This is a genomic window from Enterococcus canintestini (assembly GCF_001885735.1).
Lineage (GTDB): Bacteria > Bacillota > Bacilli > Lactobacillales > Enterococcaceae > Enterococcus_C > Enterococcus_C canintestini.
This window is the reverse complement of record NZ_JXKG01000013.1, coordinates 52,872-76,202: the sequence shown is the minus strand read 5'-3', so window position 1 is coordinate 76,202 and position 23,331 is coordinate 52,872. Positions and strand designations below refer to the sequence as shown.

36 protein-coding genes are annotated in these 23,331 nt (G+C 37.8%); 34 read left to right on the top strand and 2 right to left on the bottom strand.

Annotated elements, in window-relative coordinates; all coding sequences use genetic code 11:
* The first annotated feature begins 47 nt into the window (after positions 1-47).
* The 15 genes from RU96_RS13405 (at position 48) to RU96_RS13210 (ending at position 6,304) form a co-directional block, all read left to right on the top strand.
* Entirely contained in the window at positions 48-176 is a 129-nt protein-coding gene (locus RU96_RS13405; protein ID WP_282956604.1) for a hypothetical protein, read from the top strand.
* Positions 142-963 carry a PD-(D/E)XK nuclease-like domain-containing protein gene (locus RU96_RS08760; RefSeq protein WP_071865149.1) on the top strand — a complete coding sequence of 274 codons (822 nt, stop codon included), beginning with the start codon at positions 142-144 and terminating at the stop codon, positions 961-963. The genes RU96_RS13405 and RU96_RS08760 overlap by 35 nt, the downstream gene beginning before the upstream one ends.
* 5 nt (positions 964-968) lie before the next feature.
* A complete protein-coding gene (locus RU96_RS13215; RefSeq protein ID WP_071865148.1) occupies positions 969-1,793 on the top strand; it encodes a hypothetical protein in 825 nt (274 codons plus the stop codon).
* On the top strand, positions 1,794-2,726 hold the full coding sequence (locus tag RU96_RS08750) for an ATP-binding protein (RefSeq protein WP_071865147.1): 933 nt from the start codon (positions 1,794-1,796) through the stop codon (positions 2,724-2,726).
* A 14-nt stretch (positions 2,727-2,740) separates the two neighbouring features.
* The gene (locus RU96_RS13055; protein ID WP_169818347.1) at positions 2,741-2,917 is read left to right on the top strand and encodes a hypothetical protein; all 177 of its coding nucleotides are present in this window, start codon (positions 2,741-2,743) and stop codon (positions 2,915-2,917) included.
* Complete coding sequence (locus RU96_RS08745) at positions 2,889-3,365, top strand: DUF1064 domain-containing protein (protein ID WP_071865146.1); 477 nt, start codon at positions 2,889-2,891, stop codon at positions 3,363-3,365. The genes RU96_RS13055 and RU96_RS08745 overlap by 29 nt, the downstream gene beginning before the upstream one ends.
* Complete coding sequence (locus RU96_RS08740) at positions 3,366-3,986, top strand: hypothetical protein (protein ID WP_071865145.1); 621 nt, start codon at positions 3,366-3,368, stop codon at positions 3,984-3,986.
* Entirely contained in the window at positions 3,973-4,170 is a 198-nt protein-coding gene (locus RU96_RS08735; protein ID WP_071865144.1) for a hypothetical protein, read from the top strand. Before RU96_RS08740 ends, RU96_RS08735 begins: the two co-directional genes overlap by 14 nt.
* A complete protein-coding gene (locus tag RU96_RS08730; protein ID WP_071865143.1) occupies positions 4,163-4,486 on the top strand; it encodes a hypothetical protein in 324 nt (107 codons plus the stop codon). The genes RU96_RS08735 and RU96_RS08730 overlap by 8 nt, the downstream gene beginning before the upstream one ends.
* Positions 4,476-4,727 carry a DUF3850 domain-containing protein gene (locus tag RU96_RS08725; protein ID WP_010747086.1) on the top strand — a complete coding sequence of 84 codons (252 nt, stop codon included), beginning with the start codon at positions 4,476-4,478 and terminating at the stop codon, positions 4,725-4,727. The genes RU96_RS08730 and RU96_RS08725 overlap by 11 nt, the downstream gene beginning before the upstream one ends.
* 1 nt (position 4,728) lies before the next feature.
* Positions 4,729-4,893: a hypothetical protein gene (locus RU96_RS12960; protein ID WP_010747085.1), complete on the top strand. Its 165-nt coding sequence runs from the start codon at positions 4,729-4,731 to the stop codon at positions 4,891-4,893.
* Positions 4,881-5,093, top strand: a complete 213-nt coding sequence (locus tag RU96_RS08720) for a hypothetical protein (protein WP_010747084.1) — start codon at positions 4,881-4,883, stop codon at positions 5,091-5,093. The genes RU96_RS12960 and RU96_RS08720 overlap by 13 nt, the downstream gene beginning before the upstream one ends.
* A gap of 78 nt (positions 5,094-5,171) precedes the next feature.
* Positions 5,172-5,423 carry a hypothetical protein gene (locus tag RU96_RS08715; protein ID WP_249024172.1) on the top strand — a complete coding sequence of 84 codons (252 nt, stop codon included), beginning with the start codon at positions 5,172-5,174 and terminating at the stop codon, positions 5,421-5,423.
* Positions 5,424-5,600: 177 nt separating this feature from the next.
* Positions 5,601-6,023: an ArpU family phage packaging/lysis transcriptional regulator gene (locus RU96_RS08710; RefSeq protein WP_071865141.1), complete on the top strand. Its 423-nt coding sequence runs from the start codon at positions 5,601-5,603 to the stop codon at positions 6,021-6,023.
* Positions 6,024-6,217: 194 nt separating this feature from the next.
* Positions 6,218-6,304 carry a putative holin-like toxin gene (locus RU96_RS13210; RefSeq protein ID WP_282956605.1) on the top strand — a complete coding sequence of 29 codons (87 nt, stop codon included), beginning with the start codon at positions 6,218-6,220 and terminating at the stop codon, positions 6,302-6,304.
* Positions 6,305-6,501: 197 nt separating this feature from the next.
* Here the strand turns inward: RU96_RS13210 and RU96_RS08705 are convergent, their stop codons facing one another.
* Positions 6,502-6,954 (bottom strand): type II toxin-antitoxin system HicB family antitoxin, encoded by a 453-nt coding sequence (locus RU96_RS08705; RefSeq protein ID WP_071865140.1) that lies wholly within the window; start codon positions 6,952-6,954, stop codon positions 6,502-6,504.
* Positions 6,955-6,987: 33 nt separating this feature from the next.
* Positions 6,988-7,176, bottom strand: coding sequence for a type II toxin-antitoxin system HicA family toxin (locus RU96_RS08700; RefSeq protein ID WP_071865139.1), 189 nt, complete (start codon positions 7,174-7,176; stop codon positions 6,988-6,990).
* Positions 7,177-7,269: 93 nt separating this feature from the next.
* Between RU96_RS08700 and RU96_RS08695 the strand changes: the two genes are divergently transcribed.
* From RU96_RS08695 to RU96_RS08610, 19 genes are all read left to right on the top strand, one after another.
* Positions 7,270-7,611 carry an HNH endonuclease gene (locus tag RU96_RS08695; RefSeq protein WP_071865158.1) on the top strand — a complete coding sequence of 114 codons (342 nt, stop codon included), beginning with the start codon at positions 7,270-7,272 and terminating at the stop codon, positions 7,609-7,611.
* A 148-nt stretch (positions 7,612-7,759) separates the two neighbouring features.
* Positions 7,760-9,001: a phage portal protein gene (locus tag RU96_RS08690; protein ID WP_071865138.1), complete on the top strand. Its 1,242-nt coding sequence runs from the start codon at positions 7,760-7,762 to the stop codon at positions 8,999-9,001.
* Positions 8,994-10,163, top strand: a complete 1,170-nt coding sequence (locus RU96_RS13205) for a DUF6883 domain-containing protein (protein WP_071865137.1) — start codon at positions 8,994-8,996, stop codon at positions 10,161-10,163. Before RU96_RS08690 ends, RU96_RS13205 begins: the two co-directional genes overlap by 8 nt.
* Entirely contained in the window at positions 10,160-10,342 is a 183-nt protein-coding gene (locus RU96_RS08680; protein ID WP_071865136.1) for a hypothetical protein, read from the top strand. Before RU96_RS13205 ends, RU96_RS08680 begins: the two co-directional genes overlap by 4 nt.
* Positions 10,343-10,506: 164 nt before the next feature.
* A complete protein-coding gene (locus RU96_RS13050) occupies positions 10,507-10,674 on the top strand; it encodes a hypothetical protein (protein ID WP_169818346.1) in 168 nt (55 codons plus the stop codon).
* A gap of 52 nt (positions 10,675-10,726) precedes the next feature.
* Positions 10,727-12,136, top strand: coding sequence for a DEAD/DEAH box helicase family protein (locus tag RU96_RS08675; RefSeq protein ID WP_071865135.1), 1,410 nt, complete (start codon positions 10,727-10,729; stop codon positions 12,134-12,136).
* 78 nt (positions 12,137-12,214) lie between these two features.
* Entirely contained in the window at positions 12,215-12,694 is a 480-nt protein-coding gene (locus RU96_RS08670; protein WP_249024171.1) for a capsid assembly scaffolding protein Gp46 family protein, read from the top strand.
* 5 nt (positions 12,695-12,699) lie between these two features.
* Positions 12,700-13,590, top strand: a complete 891-nt coding sequence (locus RU96_RS08665; RefSeq protein ID WP_071865133.1) for a phage major capsid family protein — start codon at positions 12,700-12,702, stop codon at positions 13,588-13,590.
* A gap of 3 nt (positions 13,591-13,593) precedes the next feature.
* Positions 13,594-13,872, top strand: a complete 279-nt coding sequence (locus RU96_RS08660) for a hypothetical protein (RefSeq protein ID WP_071865132.1) — start codon at positions 13,594-13,596, stop codon at positions 13,870-13,872.
* Positions 13,873-13,876: 4 nt separating this feature from the next.
* Positions 13,877-14,275, top strand: coding sequence for a phage Gp19/Gp15/Gp42 family protein (locus tag RU96_RS08655; RefSeq protein ID WP_071865131.1), 399 nt, complete (start codon positions 13,877-13,879; stop codon positions 14,273-14,275).
* The gene (locus RU96_RS08650) at positions 14,265-14,600 is read left to right on the top strand and encodes a hypothetical protein (protein ID WP_071865130.1); all 336 of its coding nucleotides are present in this window, start codon (positions 14,265-14,267) and stop codon (positions 14,598-14,600) included. The genes RU96_RS08655 and RU96_RS08650 overlap by 11 nt, the downstream gene beginning before the upstream one ends.
* Positions 14,593-14,829: a hypothetical protein gene (locus RU96_RS08645; RefSeq protein ID WP_071865129.1), complete on the top strand. Its 237-nt coding sequence runs from the start codon at positions 14,593-14,595 to the stop codon at positions 14,827-14,829. The genes RU96_RS08650 and RU96_RS08645 overlap by 8 nt, the downstream gene beginning before the upstream one ends.
* On the top strand, positions 14,830-15,165 hold the full coding sequence (locus tag RU96_RS08640; protein WP_071865128.1) for a hypothetical protein: 336 nt from the start codon (positions 14,830-14,832) through the stop codon (positions 15,163-15,165).
* 11 nt (positions 15,166-15,176) lie between these two features.
* On the top strand, positions 15,177-15,761 hold the full coding sequence (locus tag RU96_RS08635) for a phage tail tube protein (protein WP_071865127.1): 585 nt from the start codon (positions 15,177-15,179) through the stop codon (positions 15,759-15,761).
* Positions 15,751-16,029 (top strand): hypothetical protein, encoded by a 279-nt coding sequence (locus tag RU96_RS08630; protein ID WP_249024170.1) that lies wholly within the window; start codon positions 15,751-15,753, stop codon positions 16,027-16,029. The genes RU96_RS08635 and RU96_RS08630 overlap by 11 nt, the downstream gene beginning before the upstream one ends.
* An 11-nt stretch (positions 16,030-16,040) precedes the next feature.
* Entirely contained in the window at positions 16,041-16,415 is a 375-nt protein-coding gene (locus RU96_RS08625; RefSeq protein ID WP_071865126.1) for a DUF5361 domain-containing protein, read from the top strand.
* Entirely contained in the window at positions 16,415-19,399 is a 2,985-nt protein-coding gene (locus tag RU96_RS08620) for a phage tail family protein (protein WP_071865125.1), read from the top strand. The genes RU96_RS08625 and RU96_RS08620 overlap by 1 nt, the downstream gene beginning before the upstream one ends.
* The gene (locus RU96_RS08615; protein WP_071865124.1) at positions 19,400-20,104 is read left to right on the top strand and encodes a distal tail protein Dit; all 705 of its coding nucleotides are present in this window, start codon (positions 19,400-19,402) and stop codon (positions 20,102-20,104) included. It begins immediately after the preceding gene.
* A complete protein-coding gene (locus RU96_RS08610; RefSeq protein ID WP_084035480.1) occupies positions 20,101-23,331 on the top strand; it encodes a phage tail spike protein in 3,231 nt (1,076 codons plus the stop codon). Before RU96_RS08615 ends, RU96_RS08610 begins: the two co-directional genes overlap by 4 nt.

Here is a 23,331-nt window from a genome sequence, read left to right as displayed (position 1 = left end):
CACTTTATTAGGATACATGCAGTTCCTCTGAAGAAATGGAAGAAGCAATGGACGAAAGCATTCATGAAGGTGGGGGAACGTCAGATGAGCCAGAAGGAACACAAACAGCCTTTGATTTATATGGAACCGGAAGCGGAGAAGATGAACACTTCACAGAAGAAGATTCTCCTTTGTGAAGACAATTATTACTCAAATGATGCGGATTGGCAATACTTGTCCGTTAGTCAGTTTAAAAGCTGGCAAAAATGCCCAGCGGCTACGTTAGCTAAGTTGAAGGGAGATTGGCAACCAACAAGTAATCCTACTGCATTATTAGTTGGGAATTATGTCCATTCTTATTTTGAATCGAAAGAAGCTCATGAAGCCTTTTTAGAAGAAAATAAGGCAGCAATTTTTAAGAAAAACGGTAGCGAACGTGCAGAATTTGTTCAAGCGATTAACATGATTGAAGCATTAGAATATGACGATTTTTTCAACTTTCTTTATCAAGGAGAGAAGGAAGTCATCGTGACAGGGGAGTTATACGGCGCAGAGTGGAAAGGGAAAATCGACTGTTTAAATGTGGAAGAAGGCTATTTTGTGGATTTGAAAACGACCAAAGATATTCGTCAGGGAATATGGTCTGAAAAGTATCGGACACGTGTTTCTTTTGTGGAAGATTACGGGTATCTCATTCAAATGGGAATCTATCGTCAGTTACTAGAAATGCGTTATAGAAAACCTTTCGAAGCCTTTATCGTGGCAGTCTCGAAGCAAGATCCACCGGATAAAGAAGCGATTCGAATCGATTCATGGCGTTATGAATCGGAGTTGTTAGAGGTAAAGCATGATGTACCAGAAATACTTCGAATGAAATATGGGGAACAAGCACCTAGACGGTGCGGACACTGTGAGTACTGCCGAAAAACAAAGCAACTTTCGGATTTTGTCGAAGTTGGCGATTTGTTGGACAGCAGGGGGTGAGAAAATTGGAAGGTTGGCTCAAACTTCATCGACAACTTCTCGAAAAACCAATTTGGTTCGAATCGACTCCGGAACAAAAAGTTATCTTACTGACGCTTCTGACCATGGCAAATTACGAAGAAAAAGAATGGGAGTGGCGAGGTGTTCCTTATAAAACGAAACCGGGGCAAATGATTACATCTTTACCCAATATTGCAGAGAAAGCCGGAAAAGGCGTTTCAATACAAAATGTGAGGACTGCGTTGAAACGATTTGAAAAATACGAATTTCTAACAGACGAATCAACAAAGCAAAATCGACTCATAACCATTATAAATTGGGGCTTTTACCAATCATCTGAAAATGATAGTAACAGTCAAACGAACAGTCAGCTAACAGTCGACCAACAGACGCCTAACAGTCAGCTAACAGCTAATAAGAATATAAAGAATATAAAGAATGATAAGAATGTAAAGAATAAAACATTATCGTCGCAAACACGCAAAGAGCGCATTTACGACCCTGACTCAAATTATTATCAACTCGCAGAACGGCTATTCAAACAGATTTGTCAGAATCAGGAAATCAAGCAACCGAACTTAAATCGTTGGGCCGACGATATTCGGAAAATGATCGAGATCGACAAGCGGACCGAAGACCAAGTAAGCCAAATGATTAACTGGAGTCAAGCGGATTCTTTTTGGGCAGCCAATATCTTGTCTGCAAAGAAGTTACGCGAAAAATACGACACGATGGCAGCTCAAGCTAATCGCCAGTATAAGCAGGCGCAGAACAGACAAGTAGAACGTATAAGACCAAAGCCAAAATCGAACTCGGGGGTGTATTTCTAGATGCAATTTGAACTGTTACAGCAAGTGAAACCAACGGCCAAAGTGTGCCCCAAACATCAAATTCCGCTTGTGTCGTTTCGAGAACAAACGCCTTTTTGTACCGCATGCAAAAAAGAAGCGTTGGCGGAACAAGAGCGTAAACAAGCGCAAGAAGCCACAGATCGAGCGTACCGACGCCGAACCATCGAGGTACTGACAAAGGATTCACTGTTGGGAGACGATTCGTTAAAAGCTGTGAGATTTTCCAACTACCGTGCGGATAATTTCGAAACCCAAAAAGCGCTGGAACAGGCACAACTTTTTGCCAGCGAATACCTTGCGACATTTCGTCAGTTGAACCAACTCAAAACAAAATGGTTGTTGGCCAAAGAGAATAGCCAATCGGATTCAGAAGAAGTGCAACGGCTGGAAGCGGCTTACCGAGAATATGACCGGAAAACACGCTTTAATGTCGTCTTTATAGGTTCGCCGGGTGTAGGGAAATCCCATTTAGCTATGTCGATGTTGCATGCCATCAATACGCAAGCGACTCCTTATGTGAGTTGTTTGTTTATCTCGACTGTAGATTTGATGCGGAAAGTCAAAGACTCGTTTCGAAACAAGGAGAGCCGCTATACGGAAGAAAACATGACGCAACTTTTACGTAGAGTGGATTTATTAGTACTTGACGATGTAGGAAGTGAATCCACACTTCAACGTTTACAACGAGAAAAAGATGTGCAGCAACTGGAATCAAGTCGCTATAACCAAGAATTCCTTTACGGTATCTTGAATGCACGTGGGCGGACGATCTTAACGACAAACTTGAATTCGGAGGAATTTGACCAGCTCTATAACGAGAAACTTGTCAGTCGAATGTTCCGAGGCGCACAGGGAAAGGTGATTAAATTCACCAAAGCAACCGCAGACAAACGAACACGATTACGATTTTGAGAGGAGATAATCTTGTGAAATGTGTGAAATGCCGAGACGAACGTGTCATTTGGACAAGTGATACGTTTGGATTTGCAGTTTGCCGCCCTTGTCCAATCTGCAATAAACATGGGCAAGCCGTTCAAAAAGAAATTGAAATGTTTAAAGATCAGGTGAAAAGCAATGCCACAAAAACAAGCAAAAAAGAGTAAGTTTGGCAATAAAAAAGTTTTTGTAGACGGCTATAAGTTTGACTCTAAAGCCGAAGCACGTTATTACGAAAAACTACGAGATGCAGGGGTTTCTTTTTTACCCTTAGCTGGTAAATATTGTTTGATGCAGAAATTGATTCCTGTTCAATCTGGAACGATTTTATCCACTGGCGAAAAAATCAACCCAGTGAATTATAAAGCGGATTTTGTTTTTTATGAGGGATTGACGATTGTGAAAGTGGTCGATGTCAAAGGTTATCAAGATAAAGAAAGTCAACTAAAAATGAAGATGTTTGCGAAAGAATATGGCTACCCTGTCATTTTTGCGAAATATGATAGCAAAACCGATCAATTTGAAGAAATGTCTTGTTTTGAGTCCTTACGCCAACAAAATAAACGTGCAAGAGAACGACAGAAACGAAAAAAAGAAAAACTGGAGGAAAACTAAATGTCATTAGAATTCAACGCAACTTTAAGAGATAAAGGACAAGGGAATGATGATAAAAAGAAAATTTTGTTGGAGGTTCCGATTCGAGATCTAAAAGGGAAAGTAGAAGAACTTGCCGATTTAACAAATAAAGAAGTGGTTATTCGTGTTGTTCCACAATTTTATAGCTACTCTGTTCCTTTTGATAAGTCAACGAACGCTCCAACGATGGAATATATTGTCAATAACGATGGCACCATTGATTTAGTAAAAAGTGAACAAACGCAATTGGATGTGGATACTCAAGGAAATATCGATATTGAAGATCGAGAATTTATTGTGACAAAAGAAATTATTGATGAATTTATTCGTGCAGCGAAATCTTTAGAATTTCCCGGAGAGATTAATCCACGAGATGTTTTATTAAGGAATGAAGCAGGGGAATCTTTTGAAGAAATTGCAGAATCGTATTCATTATCTGAATTGAGTGTAATCAACGAATTAGAAAAAGCACGAGAATATTATGCTCCGTACGCAGCTGCTTGGGACAAAAAACGGGACGAAGTTACCTTTGAAGAAAATTCACCAGAAGAGAAATTAGATAATGAAACTGAAGAAGGGAACCCAGATGAGGAAAACTGATTCTATTCTTATTTTAGAAGAAGCAAAATTTATTTGGTCTTGGGAAAGATTAGAGCTGGCACGCCAGCTCTTTTCCAAAGGATATAAACCAACACAAGTAGCCAAAATAATGAGGGAAGATGTCTTAGATATTGGCCTATTGCTTCTGCATTTGATGGATAAAGGGTGGATCGAATGTGCTTGATGTGAGAGCTCTTCATGAGTTAGAACAACTCATTTCCCGACCGGATTATACCGCGAACTCCGCCGTACAAAAGCGCGTCGCAAACTTACAAAAAAAGTTGTGGGGGAAAGACTCTCTAAAAAGAAAGAAACCACAAAAAATCCGAGTTACACTAAATGGAAAGCTTGTTTTAGAAGGAACAGCGGAAGAAATTGCGGCTCGAAGTGTCTATAGCAAGAATCGGATTTGGACGATGGCGAAAAACAACGCATTCGATCGGTATGGCAAACAATACGAATATCTCGAAGAGAAGGAGGACGAGGGGTGTGGTACATGAATGGACTGTTTCACCAGAAGATTTTGATGCCATTACAAGCGGGAAAAAGAAATTTGAAATTTGTAAGCAGGATTGGAATTTTACAGTGGGCGACCTCCTCATTTTACGAGAAAGACAACAAGAAGCGGATACCGGTGATCGTTATTATGTGAGGATTACCTACATCACGCATGCGGGGCAACCAGACGGACAGGTTATTTTAGGGATTGAAGCGATTGAACCGACAGAATGGAGGGGATAAGATGAAAAATGAGTTGACGGCAGACGAATGGCGCGCACTAACGGAAGCTTTGAATTATATTAACGAGACACGTTTATACGAGGAGCAAAAGGAAATCATTCCTGCATATGAGCGCGCTGTACAGAAAGTACGCAAAGTGGAGAAGGGATTAGCATGCGCGATATAAACGATGTGGAATTGCATGACGGAGATTATATCAAATTGAGTCGACATTCCCAAAATATGTATCAATACTTTCAAAAGAATAAATATTTCAAAAAAATCACTGGGAAGCAGCAATTGGAAACGGCCCTCTTTACGCATAAAGGGAAAATCGCAGTAGTGAAGGTGGATAAAGGATTATGGGAAAAGGAAAATCCAAAGTGAAAAAGAAAAAACGTAGACTAAAAGAAAAAGCGATGGCCAACGGCACCTACAATAAGCAAGGAAAAAGCAAGTTTGATTTTGAAGTGTTTAATCGCTGCTGAAGACGAAAAACAATGTTTAGAACTTTACAATGACCTTGTTTGCGAAGTAGAGGACGAAAAAGAGTTTTTCGAGGAAATGAAAACAATGGGGAAATACGAAGCATTCAAAATGGTTGCGAACAGTCATACAGAAGAGGGGGAAACATTTGGCGCAGAAGAAGCATTTCAATATTTTGAAACTCTTGAAGCAAACGGTGAAGTATTGTTAATCGATGGTGATTTGTTGTAGGAGGAAAACAGATGATACTCAAAATGATTGTAGGAGCGCTATTCTTTCTGATGACGTTGCTATTGGGATATTTGTTGGGTAAGGAAGCCGGAAGAGAAGGCAAATAAAAAGCACCAAGCTTTCGCTCAATGCTATGGGTAATATGGTACTACTATTATACCATAAGGAGTGGCTAAAATGATAGCTCCATTACCTGAAATCGATGAAAAGAAAACGAAAATGAATGCACGAAAAATCTTGTCTCAGTATCGCAAATGGGAACGTATCGCAGGAAAAGCAGCTATAGATATCAAATCACCGCTTCTTAGTGACATGCCTCGAACGTTGGGCGTGTCGATAAACAAGGCAGAAGAGGGTCTATTGGAACGTGTGCATGCTGAGAACGAACGAGATGCCATTCTAAGAGCTTTAGCATCACTTTCCTGGAGAAGCCGGAAAATACTAGCTATGACTTATTGCGAGCCTGAAAAGGCTTCTGTGTATGAAATAAGTTTAGAATTGCACTTCAGTGAAGTTCACGTGAAACGATTACGACACATTGCATTGCTGGAATTTGCGGAAGCTTATAAGCATGGGCAATGTCTGGTTTACAAAAAATGATACTTTTTTGATACTTTTTGTTCGAAAAAAGGTGATATGATAGTAGTATCAAATAGTATATAAAAACAAGGCTAGCATACACGTTGGCCTTTTTGTATAATAGTCATTGTAGAAAAGTGAAAAGATGGTGGCTAATCTCTTAACAAAGGGGTGATGCCTATGGTTCATAGCTTTATCCCTAGAAGGGAGTAGGCATGTCTGTTTATCAAGCGTTATCGCTGATGATCGCATTTGCGACGTTAGTGTTGCTGATTATAGACCATAAAGACCAAAAAAAGTAACCATCTAATCCACTTTGGCCAGTAATTAGATGGTTACAATATCAAGCTAATGAAAGCCACCGTCTTTTTAACGGTTCTACATGGGACGTGTTTGCAGCACGTCCTTTTTCTATGTCTATTATAACATGTGAAAATAGAAAATCAATTGAGATCGCTTCGGCGGTCTTTTTGTGTGTAAAAAAGAAGCCTAACAAAAGCTAGACTTCAATATGTTTATTTGCGATTGCATCTGTTAATGTTTTTGAAAAATTAAGATGTAACTCTTTACCTAAGCGGTCAGCCCATTTAGGTATTGTTAGTGTTTTTTTTACTGGTTCTTGCTCACCAAGGTATTGAGAAATATCAACTGTAACCATCGAGATAAAGGATTTTTTAGGGTCGAATTGTAAGTCGAAATCTTTATCGTCTATAAAGGGGTTATTATCAACAAGTGACAGATTATGAATATTTGAAGGGGTAGGAACTTTTTCGTTATCTTCAACCATTGAAGCCACTGCAATTCCGAGAAATTCAGAGGCCATGGACATCGCATCTGAAATATTTTCACCTTGTGTAGCACCATAATGAATATCAGGAAAAAAAACAGAGTAGGGTACTGATGCTTTATCTGTATCATCATAATAAAACAGCGCTGGATAGGTAACTAGCATCAAAATCGCTCCTTTCAGATATTGAGGAGCCGACTAAAGTAAGCCGGCATCCTTTTTTATTCCTCGTTCGGTATATTTATTTAGTTCACCGTGAGGAATAATGATAGGTCTCGCCTGTCCCGGTTTTGTCATTTTGACATGAGAACCTTTGCCTTCATCTCCAAGTTTTTTGAAACCGTGAGACTTAAGGAGCTTAACCATTTCTCTTTGTGTCATAGGCATGTGCACTTTACCTCCTGACAACAACATTATAGCACGTGCAATACGTGTTGTAAAGAGAGACGTAAAAAACATGTATTTGTTTTGGAGGTGTGTATAAAATTGAGAGCAGATAGACAAGGTGCACATCGTGTTGCTTTTGATAAGAATAAAAAACGTATATTGATGACAAGTACAGTCTGTGGGATTTGTGGACAAATGGTAGATAAACAATTGAAGTATCCTAATCCAATGAGTCCAGTAATTGATCACATTATCCCAATATCAAAAGGTGGACATCCTTCTGATTTGGAAAATCTACAGTTAGCTCACTGGGTTTGCAATCGGCAAAAGTCCGACAAGTTGTTTAATAATCAACAAAATGTACAAAAAGATATAAAAAATATAGGAAATAGAAATCTTCCACAAAGTCTTGATTGGACATTATACAGGTCTTAAAAGAAATAAGGTATAACTAGTCAAAAAATAAATTAAAAAGCAACCAGCGAGAAAATAGAAGGGGGGATATCTCCCCCGGACATTTGTCGGCCGAGCTTCACGCCGTCACTGTACATTTTTTCTCGTGCGATAGAAGGAGGAGAGGAAAATGCCTCAAAAAGGAATAGATTATTTACGAAAAAAATTAGTAATTCATAAAAAACGTGTAGATTTAAGGTATAAACAATACGCTATGAAATACAAAGATCCCATGATTGGGGTGACTATTCCGCCAGACATTCGTGAGCGATATCGAGCAGTTTTAGGCTGGTGTGCAAAAGGTGTAGATAGTTTGGCAGATAGACTTGTTTTTAGAGAATTTGCTAAAGATGATTTTGAAGTTAATGAAATCTTTGGAGCAAATAATCCCGATGTCTTTTTTGATAGTGCTGTTTTATCTGCTTTGATCGCTTCGTGTTCATTTGTCTATATTTCCTCTGGCAAAGGGGATATCCCTAGATTGCAGGTTATTGAAGCGAATAACGCTACTGGAATTATTGATCCAATCACAGGTCTTTTAACTGAAGGATATGCAGTATTGTCAAGAGATGATAGCGGAAGTCCTTTGTTAGAGGCTTATTTTACTGCTGAAAACACTTCTTTTTTTCATGCAGACAAAGCGGTACGAGATTTAACATTTCCAAATCCGACAGGGATTCCGTTATTAGTTCCGATTATTCATAGACCAGATGCAGTCCGGCCATTTGGTCGTTCTCGAATTACACGAGCCGGTATGTACTATCAAAGGTATGCAAAACGAACATTGGAACGAGCAGATGTAACTGCGGAATTTTATTCCTTTCCTCAAAAATATATTACTGGATTAAGTGAGGATGCTGAACCATTGGAAAAATGGCAAGCAACTATTTCTTCAATGTTGCAGTTTAGCCAAGATGAGAAAGGGAATTCACCAACTCTAGGTCAGTTCACAACTCCCTCTATGTCTCCTTTTACAGAGCAACTAAAAACAGCAGCAGCTGGCTTTGCTGGTGAAATGGGATTAACATTAGATGATTTAGGATTTGTTTCAGAAAATCCATCCAGTGTTGAGGCTATAAAAGCAAGTCATGAAAATTTACGATTGGCTGGACGTAGAGCGCAAAGAAGTTTCGGATCGGGATTACTAAATGTGGCTTATTTGGCTGCATGCCTTCGTGATGGGTATCCTTATTTGCGTGAACAGTTTATCAATACACAACCTAAATGGGAACCGTTATTTGAAGCAGATGCTAGCATGTTAAGTCTTGTCGGTGACGGTGCAATTAAGTTGAATCAAGCAATTGAAGGTTTTGTGGATAGCGAAACGATTCGTGATCTGACTGGGGTTAAGGGAGCTGATTACAGTGGATGATATTGTACCAGCGCTTTTGAAAAATATCCAATCACAATTTGACGAGAAAACTTACAACAGCGTAAAGCTGAAAAAAGCATTAAAGCGATTGAGTGACAAGAAAGCTAGTTACATTGATGTAAATGATTTTGCCATTGAAGTTGGTGAAATTCTTGCGGATGTTCTTGGCACAAATATTACAGCTGAAGGTTTGCCAGATGGAAAAATGTATTTCAACATTGCAGATCGTATTTTGAATCCAACTATGCAAAAGAACTTTGACTTGGTGAGCGGGTATGCCGGGGATGTGCAAAGGGAGCTAAATCAAGCGGCCGGAATCAAGCTAAAAGCACAATCACCTGTGATTAATCAGGACCGTATCGATGGAATTATCAACCGTGTGTCTAGTGAGGCAGACTTTGAAGTTATTAAATGGATCTTACAAGAGCCAGTTGTTAATTTCACACAATCGATTGTAGATGATGCTATCAAAGCAAATGTTGACTTTCATGCCAATGCTGGATTGAAACCGGCAATTACAAGAACGGTTCGGGGAAAAGCCTGTGATTGGTGTAAAAACCTAGCCGGAACTTATCCTTATCATGAGGAGCCGGAAAATATTTATCAGCGCCATGACCGATGTCGCTGCATAGTGGAGTACAATCCTAAAGATTCTCGTGGAATTCAGGATTCTCACACCAAGAAATGGCGAGACCATCAGAAAGATGCTAAAATAGAGGAAAGGAAGCTACTGAATCTGGATTATCCAAGTTATACTGGACCATCTGGTGTAAGTGCAATAAAACGAGGAAAAGTTCATCCAGACGCATTACCTAACTGGCAGAATGCAAAAATTGATAAGCAGAAGTTCGAAAAATATTTCCTTGATCCGAACCATTCAAGAGGTAGTGCAAAAGCAAAAGAGTTGAATAATGTATTAGGGCTTAATCCTAAAAATTACCGAATGGTTGCAAATCAAATAAAAAAGCAGCTTCCTTATTACAAAGCTATACCGTCATATGAAGATCAGTGGGGAAAAAGATACGTGGTAATGATGCCTGTCACTGGCCCCAATGGAAAAACAACAAATTTATTAACTTTCTGGATTGACGAAGGTGGTAAAGAAGTTAGATTTACGAATGCTTATAGAGCACATGAAAAGGATAGGAGGAAGTACAAGTGAAAATAGAAGAATATGATGTAGTTCGCACAAAAGATGGCCGAGAGCTTACTGTCCTCTTGATTCATGGTGAAGATGAAGCGTATGAAGTAACTGACGAAGAAGATGTTTTTGCTATTCCGAGAGAAGATATAGCAGAAGTAATCTGGAAAAGAAGCGAACATCCAATCGGACATTTTTAGCACTTAGTCATTGAAAAAAATGATTGAGTGCTATTTTTGTGCTCGAATTTAGGAGGTCAAATAGGTGAAAAAACAGAATAACTTTTGGCAGCAAATGACTTTGCGAGAGGTTGTGGGCCTTTTTGCGTTACCCGTTAAAAAACCGCCAGATTGGAGAGGATTTCATGGAAAATGAAGAAATGATTGTTAAAGCTATCCATATCTTAAATGAAATTTTACAGTCAGAAAAACTGGCGAGAGTCACTCTAGAAAGTGATAGCGATTGGGATGATGGAATGAAATCCATTGATATCAGTGTTAAATACTACCCAAGTGAAATAAATAAAGATTAGCACTGCCCAGCGATAGGGTTATCATGCATGTTGTGATTGAAGGAGGATTTCTATGACTACTAAAGTAAGATTTGGTAATCAACATCCTACTCAATCGGTAATTCTTCCATACGAAAGAAGTCTATATCAAGAAGCAGTTGCTATTTATCAGAAGACTGGGCGAGAATGTTATGATTGGCAATTAAACATGGTAGAACCTATCATGGCTATTGATAGTGAGGGGCTTTGGGTTCATCAAAAATTTGGTTATTCTCTGCCTCGTCGTAATGGTAAAACTGAGATTATTTACATGTTAGAACTATGGGCATTAGAAAATGGACTTAGCATTCTGCATACAGCACATCGAATTAGCACGTCTCATTCGTCGTATGAAAAAGTGAAAAAATATTTAGAAGATAGTGGATATATTGAAGGCGAAGACTTTAATTCAATTAAAGCGAAGGGACAAGAACGATTAGAACTGTATCAGTCTGGTGGTGTTATTCAATTTCGTACACGTACATCTAGTGGCGGTTTAGGCGAAGGCTTCGATTTTTTGGTTATTGATGAAGCACAAGAATATACCATTGAACAGGAATCAGCCTTAAAGTACACCGTTACGGATAGTGATAATCCAATGACGATTATGTGTGGGACACCACCTACACCGGTATCTAGTGGTACGGTTTTTACAAATTATCGTGATAAAGTATTAAAAGGCGGAATAAAATATTCTGGCTGGGCAGAATGGTCAGTGAGAGAAACAAAGGATATTCACGATATAGATGCTTGGTATTTAACCAACCCATCTATGGGATACCATTTAAATGAACGAAAAATTGAAGCTGAGCTTGGCGAAGATAAACTTGATCATAATGTGCAACGTTTGGGTTACTGGCCGAGATATAACCAGAAATCTGTTATTTCAGAAACAGAATGGCAAGCATTGAAAGTTCAGCGGCTCCCAGTCTTGAAAGGTAAACTATTTGTAGGAATCAAGTATGGTAATACTGGGACAAATGTCGCAATGAGTGTTGCTGTCAAAACATTATCTGGAAAAATTTTTGTAGAAGTAATAGATTGTCAGTCCATTCGAAATGGAAACCAGTGGATTTTATCTTTTTTACAGAGTGCGGATATTGAAACAGTCGTAATTGATGGTCAAAGTGGTCAAAGTATTTTAGTTCAGGAAATGAAAGATTTTCGAATGAGTCCTCCCATTCTACCTACTGTGAAAGAAATAATTAATGCAAACTCTTCATGGGAACAAGGAATTTATCAAAAAAATATTTGTCACAATAACCAACCCTCTCTATCGCTAATTGCCACAAATTGTGACAAGCGAAATATTGGGACTAGTGGCGGATTTGGTTATAAATCATTGTTCGATGATATAGATATTAGTCTTATGGATAGTGCACTATTAGCGTATTGGGCTTGTCATAATAGTAAGCCTAAACAAAAACAAAAAATATGGTATTAAAAGACTTCATTTTTGAGGTCTTTTTTTATACAAAAAATTACCGATACCACCGGGTAAGTGGGGAGAAAGGACGTTTTTATGATGTCAGATTTTAAACCAATTGAAACACAGGAAGACTTTGATGCAGCGATATCGGAACGAATTCGTAGAGAAAAAGAAACATTGGAAAAGAAATATTCCGATTATGAACAATTGAAGTCACGAAATGGTGAGTTAGAAACTGAAAACACTGTATTGAAAACAGCGGCTGACGAAGTAGAGAAAGAGCGATCTGCTTCGGATAAGGAAATTAATGACCTGAAAGAGAAAGTAGCTAATTATGAAATGGCTAATTTAAAAACCAAGATTGCTTTAAAACACGGATTACCGTTTGATTTTGCGGATCGCCTAGTTGGAGAAGATGAAGAGAGTTTGATTGCTGATGCAGAAAGGTTTTCAGGATTTATAAAAAATACCTCACCTATTCCACCGTTAAAAGAGTCGGAATCACCATTAAATGACTCTAAGGATGGAGCTTATAAAAATTTATTAGAAAATATTGAGTTAGAAGGAGAGTAATAATTATGACAACTTCACGAGGAAATTTATTTGAACCAGAAATTGTAACGGATTTGATTAACAAGGTGACAGGGAAAAGTTCATTAGCACTTTTATCTAAACAAGTACCGATTCCATTTAACGGACAAAAAGAATTTACGTTTACGATGGATTCTGAAATTGATGTTGTGGCAGAAAATGGGAAAAAAACACACGGTGGTTTTAGTATCGAACCATTAACAATTGTCCCAATTAAAGTTGAGTATGGTGCACGTGTTTCAGATGAATTCTTATATGCAACAGACGAAGAAAAAATTAATATTCTAAAATCTTTTAATGATGGTTATGCGAAAAAGCTTGCTCGAGGTATTGATTTGATGGCTTTTCATGGAATTAATCCTCGTTCTGGAGCAGCCTCTGATGTGATTGGGAACAATCATTTTGATAGTAAAGTCACGCAAACAGTGACATTTGATGAAGTAAATCCTGATGCAAATATTGAATCGGCAGTTGCAACAATCCAAGGAGCTGGAGGAACAATTACAGGAATGGCGATGGATCCGCAATTTTCTGCTAAGCTTGCTGCAATGCGAACAGGTGGAGATACGAATATTCGTCTATTTCCTGAACTAGCTTGGGGAGCAAATCCGGGATCAATCAATGGTTTACAAACAGATATTAACAATACAGTATCTGCTGGAAAAGAAGATCGAGCAATTGTTGGAGACTTTGCGAATATGTTCAAATGGGGATATGCAAAACAAATCCCATTAGAAGTTATCAAATATGGTGATCCAGATAATTCTGGAAAAGATTTGAAAGGATACAATCAAGTTTATCTTCGTTCTGAAACGTATCTTGGTTGGGGAATTATGGATGCTTCAAGCTTTGCAATTATAAAAAAAGTGGGGGAGTAGTGAATGCGCTATAAAAACAGGAAGACGGGAATCGTTATTGATATCCCATCAGTTCTTACCGGCCCAGACTGGGAAATTGAGACAGATGTAAAAGAAAAACAACCTGAAGAGCAGGAGACGAAAACTTCTTCTATTTCTTTGGACATTGATAAGGAAGAAGCTGTTCCAAGTGACATTACAAAAGAAGAAATTAAACAAGAGTTAGATGCTCTTGGGATTGCTTATTCACAGGCGGCGAAAAAGAAAGAGTTGTATGATTTGATGATGTCACAAGGAGAGTGATTGCATGGAATTAGAACCATTTGCTACCACTCAAGATTTGGAAAAAATTTGGCGAAAGCTATCTGCGGATGAGGCAATTCGATCAGAAGCTTTATTAGTTATTGTTTCTGATTCTTTACGAGAAGAAGCTTATAAAGTGGGGAAAGATTTAGATGAGATGATAAAAAATCGCCAGTCATTTGAAAGTGTCGTAAAATCTGTGACAATTGATGTTGTTGCTCGTACTCTCATGACTTCTACCAATCAAGAACCAATGACACAATATTCTCAAGGTGCATTAGGTTACACTATGTCTGGCACCTATCTTGTACCCGGTGGTGGATTATTCATAAAAAACAGTGAATTAAGTCGCCTTGGATTACGTCGTCAAAGATACGGAGTGATTGAACCATATGGGGATTGAGGGAATTACAGTCAAATTGATTAATAAGACAGAGGTTGGTAAAGATCCATTTAACCATCCAATTTACGAAAAAACTACGGTAGAAGTAGATAACGTCCTTATCGTTCCCACATCTACTGATGATATCGTCAATCAGCAAAGTCTTACTGGAAAAGTTGCAGTATATACACTAGGTATTCCCAAAGGAGATGCAAACGACTGGGAAGACAAAGAGGTAGAATTTTTTGGAAAACGCTGGCATACATTTGGTTTTTCCTCGGAAGGAATCGAGGCGCTGATTCCCTTATCTTGGAACAAGAAAGTGATGGTGGAACGATATGGTTAAAATGAAATTTAAATTAAATCATAGTAGTGTAGCCAATCTTATGAAATCGCCTGAAATGCAAGCTGTTTTGGGAGAAAAAGCAACTGCTGTAAGGAACCGAGCTGGCGAAGGATATGCACAAGATATGTATGTAGGGAAAAATCGAGCAAATGCTATGGTTTATGCTGATTCTTCAAAGGCTAAACGGGATAACGCAAAAAACAATACAATCTTGAAGGCGGTGCGCTAGATGATTGAACTAGTAATCAAGAAGTACTTGGACGGTCATTTAGATGTGCCGTCTTTTTTAGAACGTCCGGAAATTGTACCGGACAGCTATGTTTTATTTGAAAAAACTGGAAGTAGCAAAAGCAATTATTTGCCTTCTTCCACATTTGCTTTTCAAAGCTATGCACCATCGATGTATGAAGCAGCAGTTTTGAATGAAGCGGTGAAAGAAGCTGTCGAGGGAATGATTGTGCTGGATGAAATCAGTAAAATTTCTCTCAACAGCGATTACAATTTTACCGATACCACAACAAAAGAATACCGTTATCAAGCGGTATTTGATATTAATCATTATTAGGAGGTACAAACATGTCAGATGTAAAAAATGTAACGACAGCAAAGCCTAAAGTTGGTGGTGCTGTTTATTCAGCGCCGCTTGGGACTGCATTGCCAACAGACGCGATTGTTGAGTTAGATAAAGCTTTTAAAGGATTAGGCTATATTTCAGAAGATGGAATGACAAATAGCAATACTCCTGAAACGGATAATATCAAAGCTTGGGGTGGAGATATTGTAGACGTTGTTCAAACTGAAAAAGCAGATACTTTTTCTTATACATTAATTGAAGCGCTGAATCCGGAAGTTTTAAAAGAAGTTTATGGCCCTAAAAATGTAACGGGGACTTTAGAAACTGGAATTACGATTAAAGCAAATTCTACACCTATGGAGGAACATGTGCTTGTTGTGGAAATGGTATTAAAGGGTGGAGTGTTAAAGAGAATTGTAATCCCTAATGGCAAAGTGTCAGAAGTCGGAGAAATTGTTTATAAAGACGATGAAACGAGTGGCTATGAGACAACAATAACGGCGCTCCCTGATAGCAAAGAAAATACACATTATGAATATATTCAAAAACCAGCAACAAGTGATGGAGGCAGCAAAGATGATGTCTAAGGATGTAATAAAAGGAAAAACAAATTCTGGGTTTAGTTATAAAATTTCAAAAGAACGTTTAAATAACTATGAACTACTAGAGTCAATTGGAGAATTGGAAGAAAATCCATTGATTCTCTCAAAAGTGGTTATTATGTTGCTTGGGGTAGAACAAACAAAGAGATTGAAAGATCATTTGCGGACAGAAGAGGGACTAGTTCCTGCTGATTTGATGTCTGAAGAAATTAAAGAAATTTTTGAAAATCAGAGTGAAACAAAAAAATCCTAATCCTTGCTGGAATGCTTCGGTTAGATGAAGATTCTTTAATTTGTGATCTGGCTGAAACATATCAAATATACGACTATAGACAGCTACCTTTATTGAAGGTGGCTGTTTTTGCTTGTGGTTTGAGAGAGAACTCAAGAATCAAAATGAAAATAGGTGATCAACTTCTTCCAACAAATACCTTGCTATTAGCTGGAATAGCTGATCGTTTGAGCCTACTTCTTTGGTCTAAAACTAAAGAAGCCCAAAAGGGAAAGAATAGGCCATCTTTGATTTTGGATAATTTCCAAGAGATTAAATCAAATGAAAAAGTTCTTATTTTTGATTCTAGTGAGGAGTTTGAACAAAAAAGAAAAGAAATACTTCAAGGGAAAAGAGGTGAAGATTAATGGCAACTGAACTGGGACAAGCCTATGTACAAATTATGCCATCAGCTAAAGGTATTAGTGGAGCAATTCGAAATCAACTGGATCCGGAAGCTTCAGCAGCTGGTACTAGTGCTGGGAATAATTTAGCAGGTAGATTGGTTTCAGTTGTAAAAGGTGTCATTGCTACTGCGGCAATTGGGAAATCTATCGGGATGGCTTTAACCGAAGGTGCTAATCTTCAACAATCACTTGGAGGTATTGAAACCCTGTTTAAGGGAAGTGCCGACAAAGTAAAAAAATATGCAGATGAAGCATATCGAACATCCGGTTTATCAGCAAATGATTACATGGAAAATGTAACAAGTTTTAGTGCAAGTTTGTTGCAATCAGTAGGAGGAGATACTGAAAAAGCAGCAGACATTGCAAATATGGCCATGATTGATATGTCCGATAATGCGAATAAGATGGGTACCAATATGACCGATATTCAAAACGCTTATCAAGGATTTGCTAAACAAAATTACACCATGTTAGATAACTTAAAACTAGGATATGGCGGTACTAAAGAAGAAATGCAAAGACTTTTGGCAGATGCTGAAAAGCTTACGGGAGTTAAGTATGACATCAACAATTTAAGTGATGTTTATAATGCAATCCATGCTATTCAAGAAAACCTAAATATTACAGGTACAACTGCCAAAGAAGCAGCTGAGACATTTAGCGGATCATTTGCTGCCATGAAAGCATCGTTATCTAATGTTTTAGGTAAGATGGCACTTGGTCAGGATATTCAACCAGCTTTAAATCAACTTGCTGAAACAGCAGCTACTTTCTTAATTGGTAACTTTATTCCAATGGTAGCTAATATTTTAAAAGCCTTACCAAATGCAATTATCACATTTGTAAAAGCAGCAATACCTTATGTGCTATCAGCATTTGATGAATTGATTGCTTCAATTAGGAAAACTTTCCCTGTACTGGGTAACATGATTGATTGGCTTCAAAAAAATGCCGAGATGTTCAAATTCATTGGTTCTGTTGCACTCGGTGCACTATCTGGGTTTCTGGCTTTTAAAGGAGCTATTAGTGTTTTTAATTCATTAAAAACTGCGATTACAGGGATTAAAACAGCATTTGTAGTATTAAAGACAGCAATGCTTACGAATCCTTTGGGTGTTGTAATGGTGGCCGTGGGCGCGCTTGTAGCTGGTCTTATTTATCTCTACAAAACCAACGAAAATGTTCGTAATAGTATGAATAATATTGTTGGAAAAACAAAAGAGTTAATCAGTAGTTTTACTAAATCGGAAACTGTAACTAAGGTACTGTCGAATGGTATGAAGCTTATTTCCACCGTAGGAGATAAAGTGGCATCTATTGTTAATAATATCGGGAATAAAGCTATTAAATCAACAGATGCCATTGATTGGCTGGGCGTAGCATTTAAGGTAGTTAAAACAGTTATTCTGGCTTTATTAGGCCCAATTGGTTTAGTAATAAAAGCATTTACATTAATTGCAAAAGTTATGGGTGGCGGTGAGGTAAAAGCTGGTATTGATCAGATGATTTCTGGATTTAGTACTTTAGCTGAAGGTATCAGCCAAAATGCACCAATAATTGGTACTTCATTTGGATTAGCTATTCAGGGAATTCTGGCAGCTATTGCTAATGCTTTGCCAGGAATTATTTCTGGTGGATTAAGTGTAATTTCTGGATTTATTTTAGGACTTGCCCAAGGTCTTCCTCAACTTGCTTTAGCCGCAGCACAACTAATAGCCGCTTTTACAACGGCAATGATGTTACTTATACCTACTATCGTTTTATCAGCAACACAAATTATTCTATCTTTCCTTAATGCATTAACGGTAGCACTACCTCAAATTATTTTAGCAGGAACTATGTTAATTAATTCTCTATTACAAGGTATTACGTTGGCGTTGCCGTCATTAGTAGAGAATACAGCTATTTTGATTACAACGTGGCTTACATCACTTAATACGTATTTACCTATGATTTTAGAAGCAGGATTTAATTTGTTAATGACATTTTTACAAGGAATTGCGAATAATATTGGTCAAATTGCTCAGCAAGCTTTAACTATCATTATAAATTTTGTTGGAGTAATTAGTTCAAACATGGGGACAATCATTAATGCAGCTGTTGATCTGATGGTTAATTTCGCTAATGCTTTAGCCTCACGAATGGATGATATTGTGGGGGCTGCTGCCAATTTAATTGCTAGTTTTGTGAATGGAATTGCTAACCATTTAAATGAAATTATTGATGCAGCGGTTAACTTGATAGTGCAATTTTTGGAAGGAATTGCTAGTAAAATCGGCGATATTGTCAATGCAGCAATGGATCTGGTTGATGCAATGGTACGTGGTGTCGTCCAAGCCCAAAAAAGGTTAATGGATGCAGGTATCGAAATGATTAATGGTTTTGCTGACAATATTCGTAATCGTCAAGAAGATATTCGAAATGCGGCAATGAATTTGCTTGATGCTATTATTGGTGTTTTTGTACCAGATAGTTTAATGGATGCAGGTAAAGCAATTATTGATGGTTTTCTAGGTGGGTTACAATCTGGTTTTGAAAGCGTAAAAGATTTCGTTGGGGGAATTGCTGACTGGATTGCAGAACACAAAGGCCCGATTTCTTACGATAAAAAATTACTAATTCCAGCTGGGAATGCTATTATGTTGGGGTTAAATAAGGGACTGAAAAATAGTTTTTCTACTGTACAGGCTACCGTGTCTAGCATGGGAGATCAATTGTCAGATAGTCTTGAAACAGATTTATCTCCACTGAATATAGCAAATGTTTTACAAAAAGGAAATATAGGTAATGGTCGCGCTTTTGTTCAAGAAGAGCATACAACAACAAGTATCCATAATAATCCTATTTTTCATATGCAAGTGGAATGGAATAACAAAGAAGATATACGTAAGACTCTGCAAGAGATAGCGTGGGTAACGATGATAGATGAAAAGGGAGGAATGTAAATGATTCAATTCAACGGAAAAAACACAGATGATTTCCACTTGATTTTAAACCCTGATGTTTCGTTTACAGCTCCCAAGAGAAATGAACAACAAGAAAAAATAATCGGATTAGACGGAGAGATTTTTTATGGAGATGATACGTTCTCAAATGTGGAACAATCATTTCCTTTTCAATATATCGGAGATGATATAGATCGTGATTCAGTTCTTATATCCAATTGGTTGAATATGGATAATCGTTGGCATGAGCTGCAATTTAAAGGGAGACCAGATCAGGTGTATTTAGCCAAATATACAGAACAATTGAATATTCAACGGACACTAAAATATTATGGGAAAGCTATTTTGACTTTCACTATAAAGCCTTATTTTTTCTTGAAATCTGGACTTTCAGAGCTGAATTTGGGTTCGAGTATTACGAACCCTACTAATCGTTGTGCACACCCTCGATTAAAAATCATAGGTACTGGAAATATGACAATACAAATTGGGAAAGAAAAATTGTCATTAAAAAATGTTGATGGAGGAGTTATTGTGGATAGTTTGTATAACACAGTCACAAATCTAACTGGTACAAAAGCGGCATGGGATAAAGTGACTAGTTATCCGTTGCCTGTAATCTATCCGGGCAAGCAAAATATCCTAGTTACTGGAACTATCAATAAAGTAACAGTGATTCCAAGATGGGAGATGTTGGTCGGATGAAATATCCAATTTTGTATGAAGCAACTGAAACTGATTTTTTTCATTTAGGATTAGGGCCATTAACAAACGCGGTAAAAGCGATTGTAACGGAAGAGAGGAACGGAAATTTTATTTTAGAAGTAACTGTTCTGATAGAGGATACTATTTTTCCTAACATACAAGAAAATCAAATTTTAAAAGTTGATAGTGGACATTTTTTGAAAGATCAACAATTTAGAATCAAACGAATTGTTCCAAATCATTCTGGAAAAGCTGAGATATATGCGGAACATATCAGTTATCTTGCTTCGGAAATGGCATTAAAACCGGAAATGACATTGCACAATCTTACTGGGCAACAAGCGTTAGAATCATGGGCGAATGGGCTTATCGGCAATCATCCATTTGTTGTTCAAAGCGATATTGAAACCGTCCATTCGACAAATTGGAGAATCGATAAGGTGCAAAATGCTCGTCAAGCATTGGGCGGAGTGAAGGGGTCAATATTAGATACTTGGGGTGGCGAATACCAATTTGATAATTATCATATATCCCTTTTAAAGAAGCGTGGAAAGCCAGCTAATGCTGTTTTAGCGTATGGCCGCAATATTACAGACTTTGAGCAAGAAAAAAATATTACCAACACGTATACCTCTTTATATCCTTTTGCCGTAATACAAGAAGAGCAAAAAGAAAAAATTTTAACGGTACCGGGTTATATTGTGGATGCTTCAAATTGGAATAAGTTTCCAAACCGGAAAGTGTTACCAGTAGATTTTAGTTCTGAATTTAATGGACAAGAAAAAAATCCAACCCCATCAGAATTGAGAAAATTAGCAGAACAATACATTCAAAACAATGAAATAGGCCAACCAAAGACATCTATTCGGGTGTCTTTTTTAGATTTATCCAAATCGGTTGATTATAAAGAATATGCTCCTTTAGAAGAAATCAATTTATGTGATGAAGTAACAGTTATTTATCCTAAACTGGGTATTCATACGGTCGCAAAAGTTGTTCGCACAATATGGAATGTTTTAGATGAATCGTATGATGAAATAGAAATTGGGGAAAAACGAGCCTCTTTATCAACCATTCTTCAACAACAAGAAATTGCTATTCAAGAAGCTGTGGCACAGTCTGGGATGGCATTATCGTCAGCAGATGGTAGTAAAACTATATTTCATGGTTTGTTTGGTGAAAATGGACTAGGAGAACCTAAAGCAACAAAAGTTGGTGATGTCTGGTTTAAACCTAATGGGAATGAAATAGAAATGTATGTGTGGAATGGTACTATTTGGCAAGAAACACTAGGGAAAGATAAACTGGAAGAACTCGAAAAAGAATTTGAGCAACAACAATCTGAATTAGAAAAAGCCAAACAAAGTATTGTAGAAACCAATTCAAAAGCCCAACAAGCGTTAATTGATGCAGGCTTTGCTAAAAATGGCCTATCGGCAGTTGAAAAACAGGCAACGGAAGCCTTAAAACAAGCCGAAGAAGCCTATAATCATTTTTTAGCAACGGATGCAAGTATTACGGAATTGAAATGGACAACTTCACAAGTTGAAAAGGTGACCAACCAACTGACAGGGGAACTCTCACAAAAAGTGAGTCAAACCACTTTTGACCAGTTAAAAGGTACGGTAAAAAATCAAGAAACATTATTAAATCAGACGGCAGAAGGATTAGAAGCGAAGGCATCTATTACGTCAGTTGACGCGATCAACAAATTGGTCAGTCAACATACCACTAATTTAACGGTCCAAGGGGACAAATTACGTTCGTTAGTAACCGAAACAGATGGTGTGAAAGTAAAGCTGTCCCAACTTGAACAAACCTCTGCGGGATTCCAACGAACTGTTTTAGACCAACTAAAAGGCGTCACTTCCCAACAAACACAGTTAGCAGATCAATATACAAGCGTGATAGAAACAATCGGAGGGTTGAATGGCAAAACGAAAAATATAAATGCTGGCTGGGAAATTGGGTCTATTGCTCGTAATGGGGGGAAACCGTTTGATTTTCCTACAACTGTTCGTTCCACAGGGTTTATCGAAGTTGAAGCAGAAAAACCCTATATGGTTGTGGACGGTCAAGGCGATCTAGTGATAAGTATGATGGTATTTTACGATGAAAACAAACAACTTGTTGCCTATAGAACAGAACAAACGGTTTCAAGAGCAACGAGTAGGTCACGCTATTTGAAAGTTGTTGTTCCAAATAGAGAGCAACCATTAAATGCAATTGATTATGCCGTCATTCAAAGTGCACAACCACAGAAAGTAGATATACCGATTCGATCACAACTGTTACAAATGTCAGATCGTTTTAATATTACCGTACAAAAAGGTGATGTTATTGGTCAGTTGAACATAGAAGCAGGACAAACACTGATACAAAACAAACAGCTTGTATTGGATGCAGAAACAACCATATTAACTGGAAAAGCATTCATTCCAATGGCAATGATCAAAGATTTGCGCGTAGACGCTGCCACGATATACGGTACGTTAGATGCCTCAAAAGTCCGGACAATCAATCTAGATGCAGCAAATCTTAGTAGTGGCTATATCAACAATGACCGCCTGCGTTCACGGTCGATTACTGCGGATAAACTGGCAGTCAATGCGATTCAAGTTGGATTTAACAATTATAGTCAAAATTTGCAATTGGATCCGACTGCGTTAAGCTTTTATTCTGGAACCCGATTGTCGGGTAAATTGACGAGTGAGGGTATGGAGTTTTGGTATGGTACAAGAAAAATTGGACGTATGGGAGAAAACTCTAAAGTTGGTAACAACAATATTCGTGGTATTGCGATGGACTTGGAGTACACAGGTGACTATATTGTGTGGAGCTATCAGAAGAAAGCTAATGCCGATACGTATACCTCAATGATGTTACTTGATCCTAAAGGGAAGTTTACTGGAAAATCAGGCATTCATATGGATGCCGATGTTTATCTGTCGAGAATCAAACCTAATTATACTGATGCAAAAGAATTTTTAGAATTTTCAACGGTAAAATACAATAATTACTCCTATTCCGGTTTACTTAATGCTAGTGGAAAATCAGGAATATTTATGGGAGGTAACTGGTTATACTTGTTGCACAATAATTTGGTGATTCCTGTAGAGGATATTAGGAAAGTGATTTATACACTTAAAGGATTAGGAAGGGTGTCGATTCCAACAAATATCGCAAGGAATGGAACAGTAAATCGATGGAAAGATATTACTTTTTAG

Excerpts from the sequence above, each read along its gene's own strand:
- RU96_RS08735 (WP_071865144.1), top strand. The coding sequence starts at position 3,973 with ATGAGGAAAACTGATTCTATTCTTATTTTAGAAGAAGCAAAATTTATT.
- RU96_RS08630 (WP_249024170.1), top strand. The coding sequence starts at position 15,751 with ATGATGTCTAAGGATGTAATAAAAGGAAAAACAAATTCTGGGTTTAGT.
- RU96_RS12960 (WP_010747085.1), top strand. The coding sequence starts at position 4,729 with ATGAAAAATGAGTTGACGGCAGACGAATGGCGCGCACTAACGGAAGCT.
- RU96_RS08645 (WP_071865129.1), top strand. The coding sequence starts at position 14,593 with ATGGTTAAAATGAAATTTAAATTAAATCATAGTAGTGTAGCCAATCTT.
- RU96_RS08670 (WP_249024171.1), top strand. The coding sequence starts at position 12,215 with ATGATGTCAGATTTTAAACCAATTGAAACACAGGAAGACTTTGATGCA.
- RU96_RS08665 (WP_071865133.1), top strand. The coding sequence starts at position 12,700 with ATGACAACTTCACGAGGAAATTTATTTGAACCAGAAATTGTAACGGAT.
- RU96_RS08700 (WP_071865139.1), bottom strand. The coding sequence starts at position 7,176 with ATGCCTATGACACAAAGAGAAATGGTTAAGCTCCTTAAGTCTCACGGT.
- RU96_RS08710 (WP_071865141.1), top strand. The coding sequence starts at position 5,601 with ATGATAGCTCCATTACCTGAAATCGATGAAAAGAAAACGAAAATGAAT.
- RU96_RS08720 (WP_010747084.1), top strand. The coding sequence starts at position 4,881 with ATGCGCGATATAAACGATGTGGAATTGCATGACGGAGATTATATCAAA.
- RU96_RS08620 (WP_071865125.1), top strand. The coding sequence starts at position 16,415 with ATGGCAACTGAACTGGGACAAGCCTATGTACAAATTATGCCATCAGCT.
- RU96_RS08655 (WP_071865131.1), top strand. The coding sequence starts at position 13,877 with ATGGAATTAGAACCATTTGCTACCACTCAAGATTTGGAAAAAATTTGG.
- RU96_RS08675 (WP_071865135.1), top strand. The coding sequence starts at position 10,727 with ATGACTACTAAAGTAAGATTTGGTAATCAACATCCTACTCAATCGGTA.
- RU96_RS08750 (WP_071865147.1), top strand. The coding sequence starts at position 1,794 with ATGCAATTTGAACTGTTACAGCAAGTGAAACCAACGGCCAAAGTGTGC.
- RU96_RS08635 (WP_071865127.1), top strand. The coding sequence starts at position 15,177 with ATGTCAGATGTAAAAAATGTAACGACAGCAAAGCCTAAAGTTGGTGGT.
- RU96_RS08650 (WP_071865130.1), top strand. The coding sequence starts at position 14,265 with ATGGGGATTGAGGGAATTACAGTCAAATTGATTAATAAGACAGAGGTT.
- RU96_RS08760 (WP_071865149.1), top strand. The coding sequence starts at position 142 with ATGAACACTTCACAGAAGAAGATTCTCCTTTGTGAAGACAATTATTAC.
- RU96_RS08615 (WP_071865124.1), top strand. The coding sequence starts at position 19,400 with ATGATTCAATTCAACGGAAAAAACACAGATGATTTCCACTTGATTTTA.
- RU96_RS08690 (WP_071865138.1), top strand. The coding sequence starts at position 7,760 with ATGCCTCAAAAAGGAATAGATTATTTACGAAAAAAATTAGTAATTCAT.
- RU96_RS08740 (WP_071865145.1), top strand. The coding sequence starts at position 3,366 with ATGTCATTAGAATTCAACGCAACTTTAAGAGATAAAGGACAAGGGAAT.
- RU96_RS08660 (WP_071865132.1), top strand. The coding sequence starts at position 13,594 with ATGCGCTATAAAAACAGGAAGACGGGAATCGTTATTGATATCCCATCA.
- RU96_RS08640 (WP_071865128.1), top strand. The coding sequence starts at position 14,830 with ATGATTGAACTAGTAATCAAGAAGTACTTGGACGGTCATTTAGATGTG.
- RU96_RS08745 (WP_071865146.1), top strand. The coding sequence starts at position 2,889 with ATGCCACAAAAACAAGCAAAAAAGAGTAAGTTTGGCAATAAAAAAGTT.
- RU96_RS08610 (WP_084035480.1), top strand. The coding sequence starts at position 20,101 with ATGAAATATCCAATTTTGTATGAAGCAACTGAAACTGATTTTTTTCAT.
- RU96_RS13210 (WP_282956605.1), top strand. The coding sequence starts at position 6,218 with ATGTCTGTTTATCAAGCGTTATCGCTGATGATCGCATTTGCGACGTTA.
- RU96_RS13405 (WP_282956604.1), top strand. The coding sequence starts at position 48 with ATGGACGAAAGCATTCATGAAGGTGGGGGAACGTCAGATGAGCCAGAA.
- RU96_RS08705 (WP_071865140.1), bottom strand. The coding sequence starts at position 6,954 with ATGCTAGTTACCTATCCAGCGCTGTTTTATTATGATGATACAGATAAA.
- RU96_RS08625 (WP_071865126.1), top strand. The coding sequence starts at position 16,041 with ATGCTTCGGTTAGATGAAGATTCTTTAATTTGTGATCTGGCTGAAACA.
- RU96_RS13050 (WP_169818346.1), top strand. The coding sequence starts at position 10,507 with ATGGAAAATGAAGAAATGATTGTTAAAGCTATCCATATCTTAAATGAA.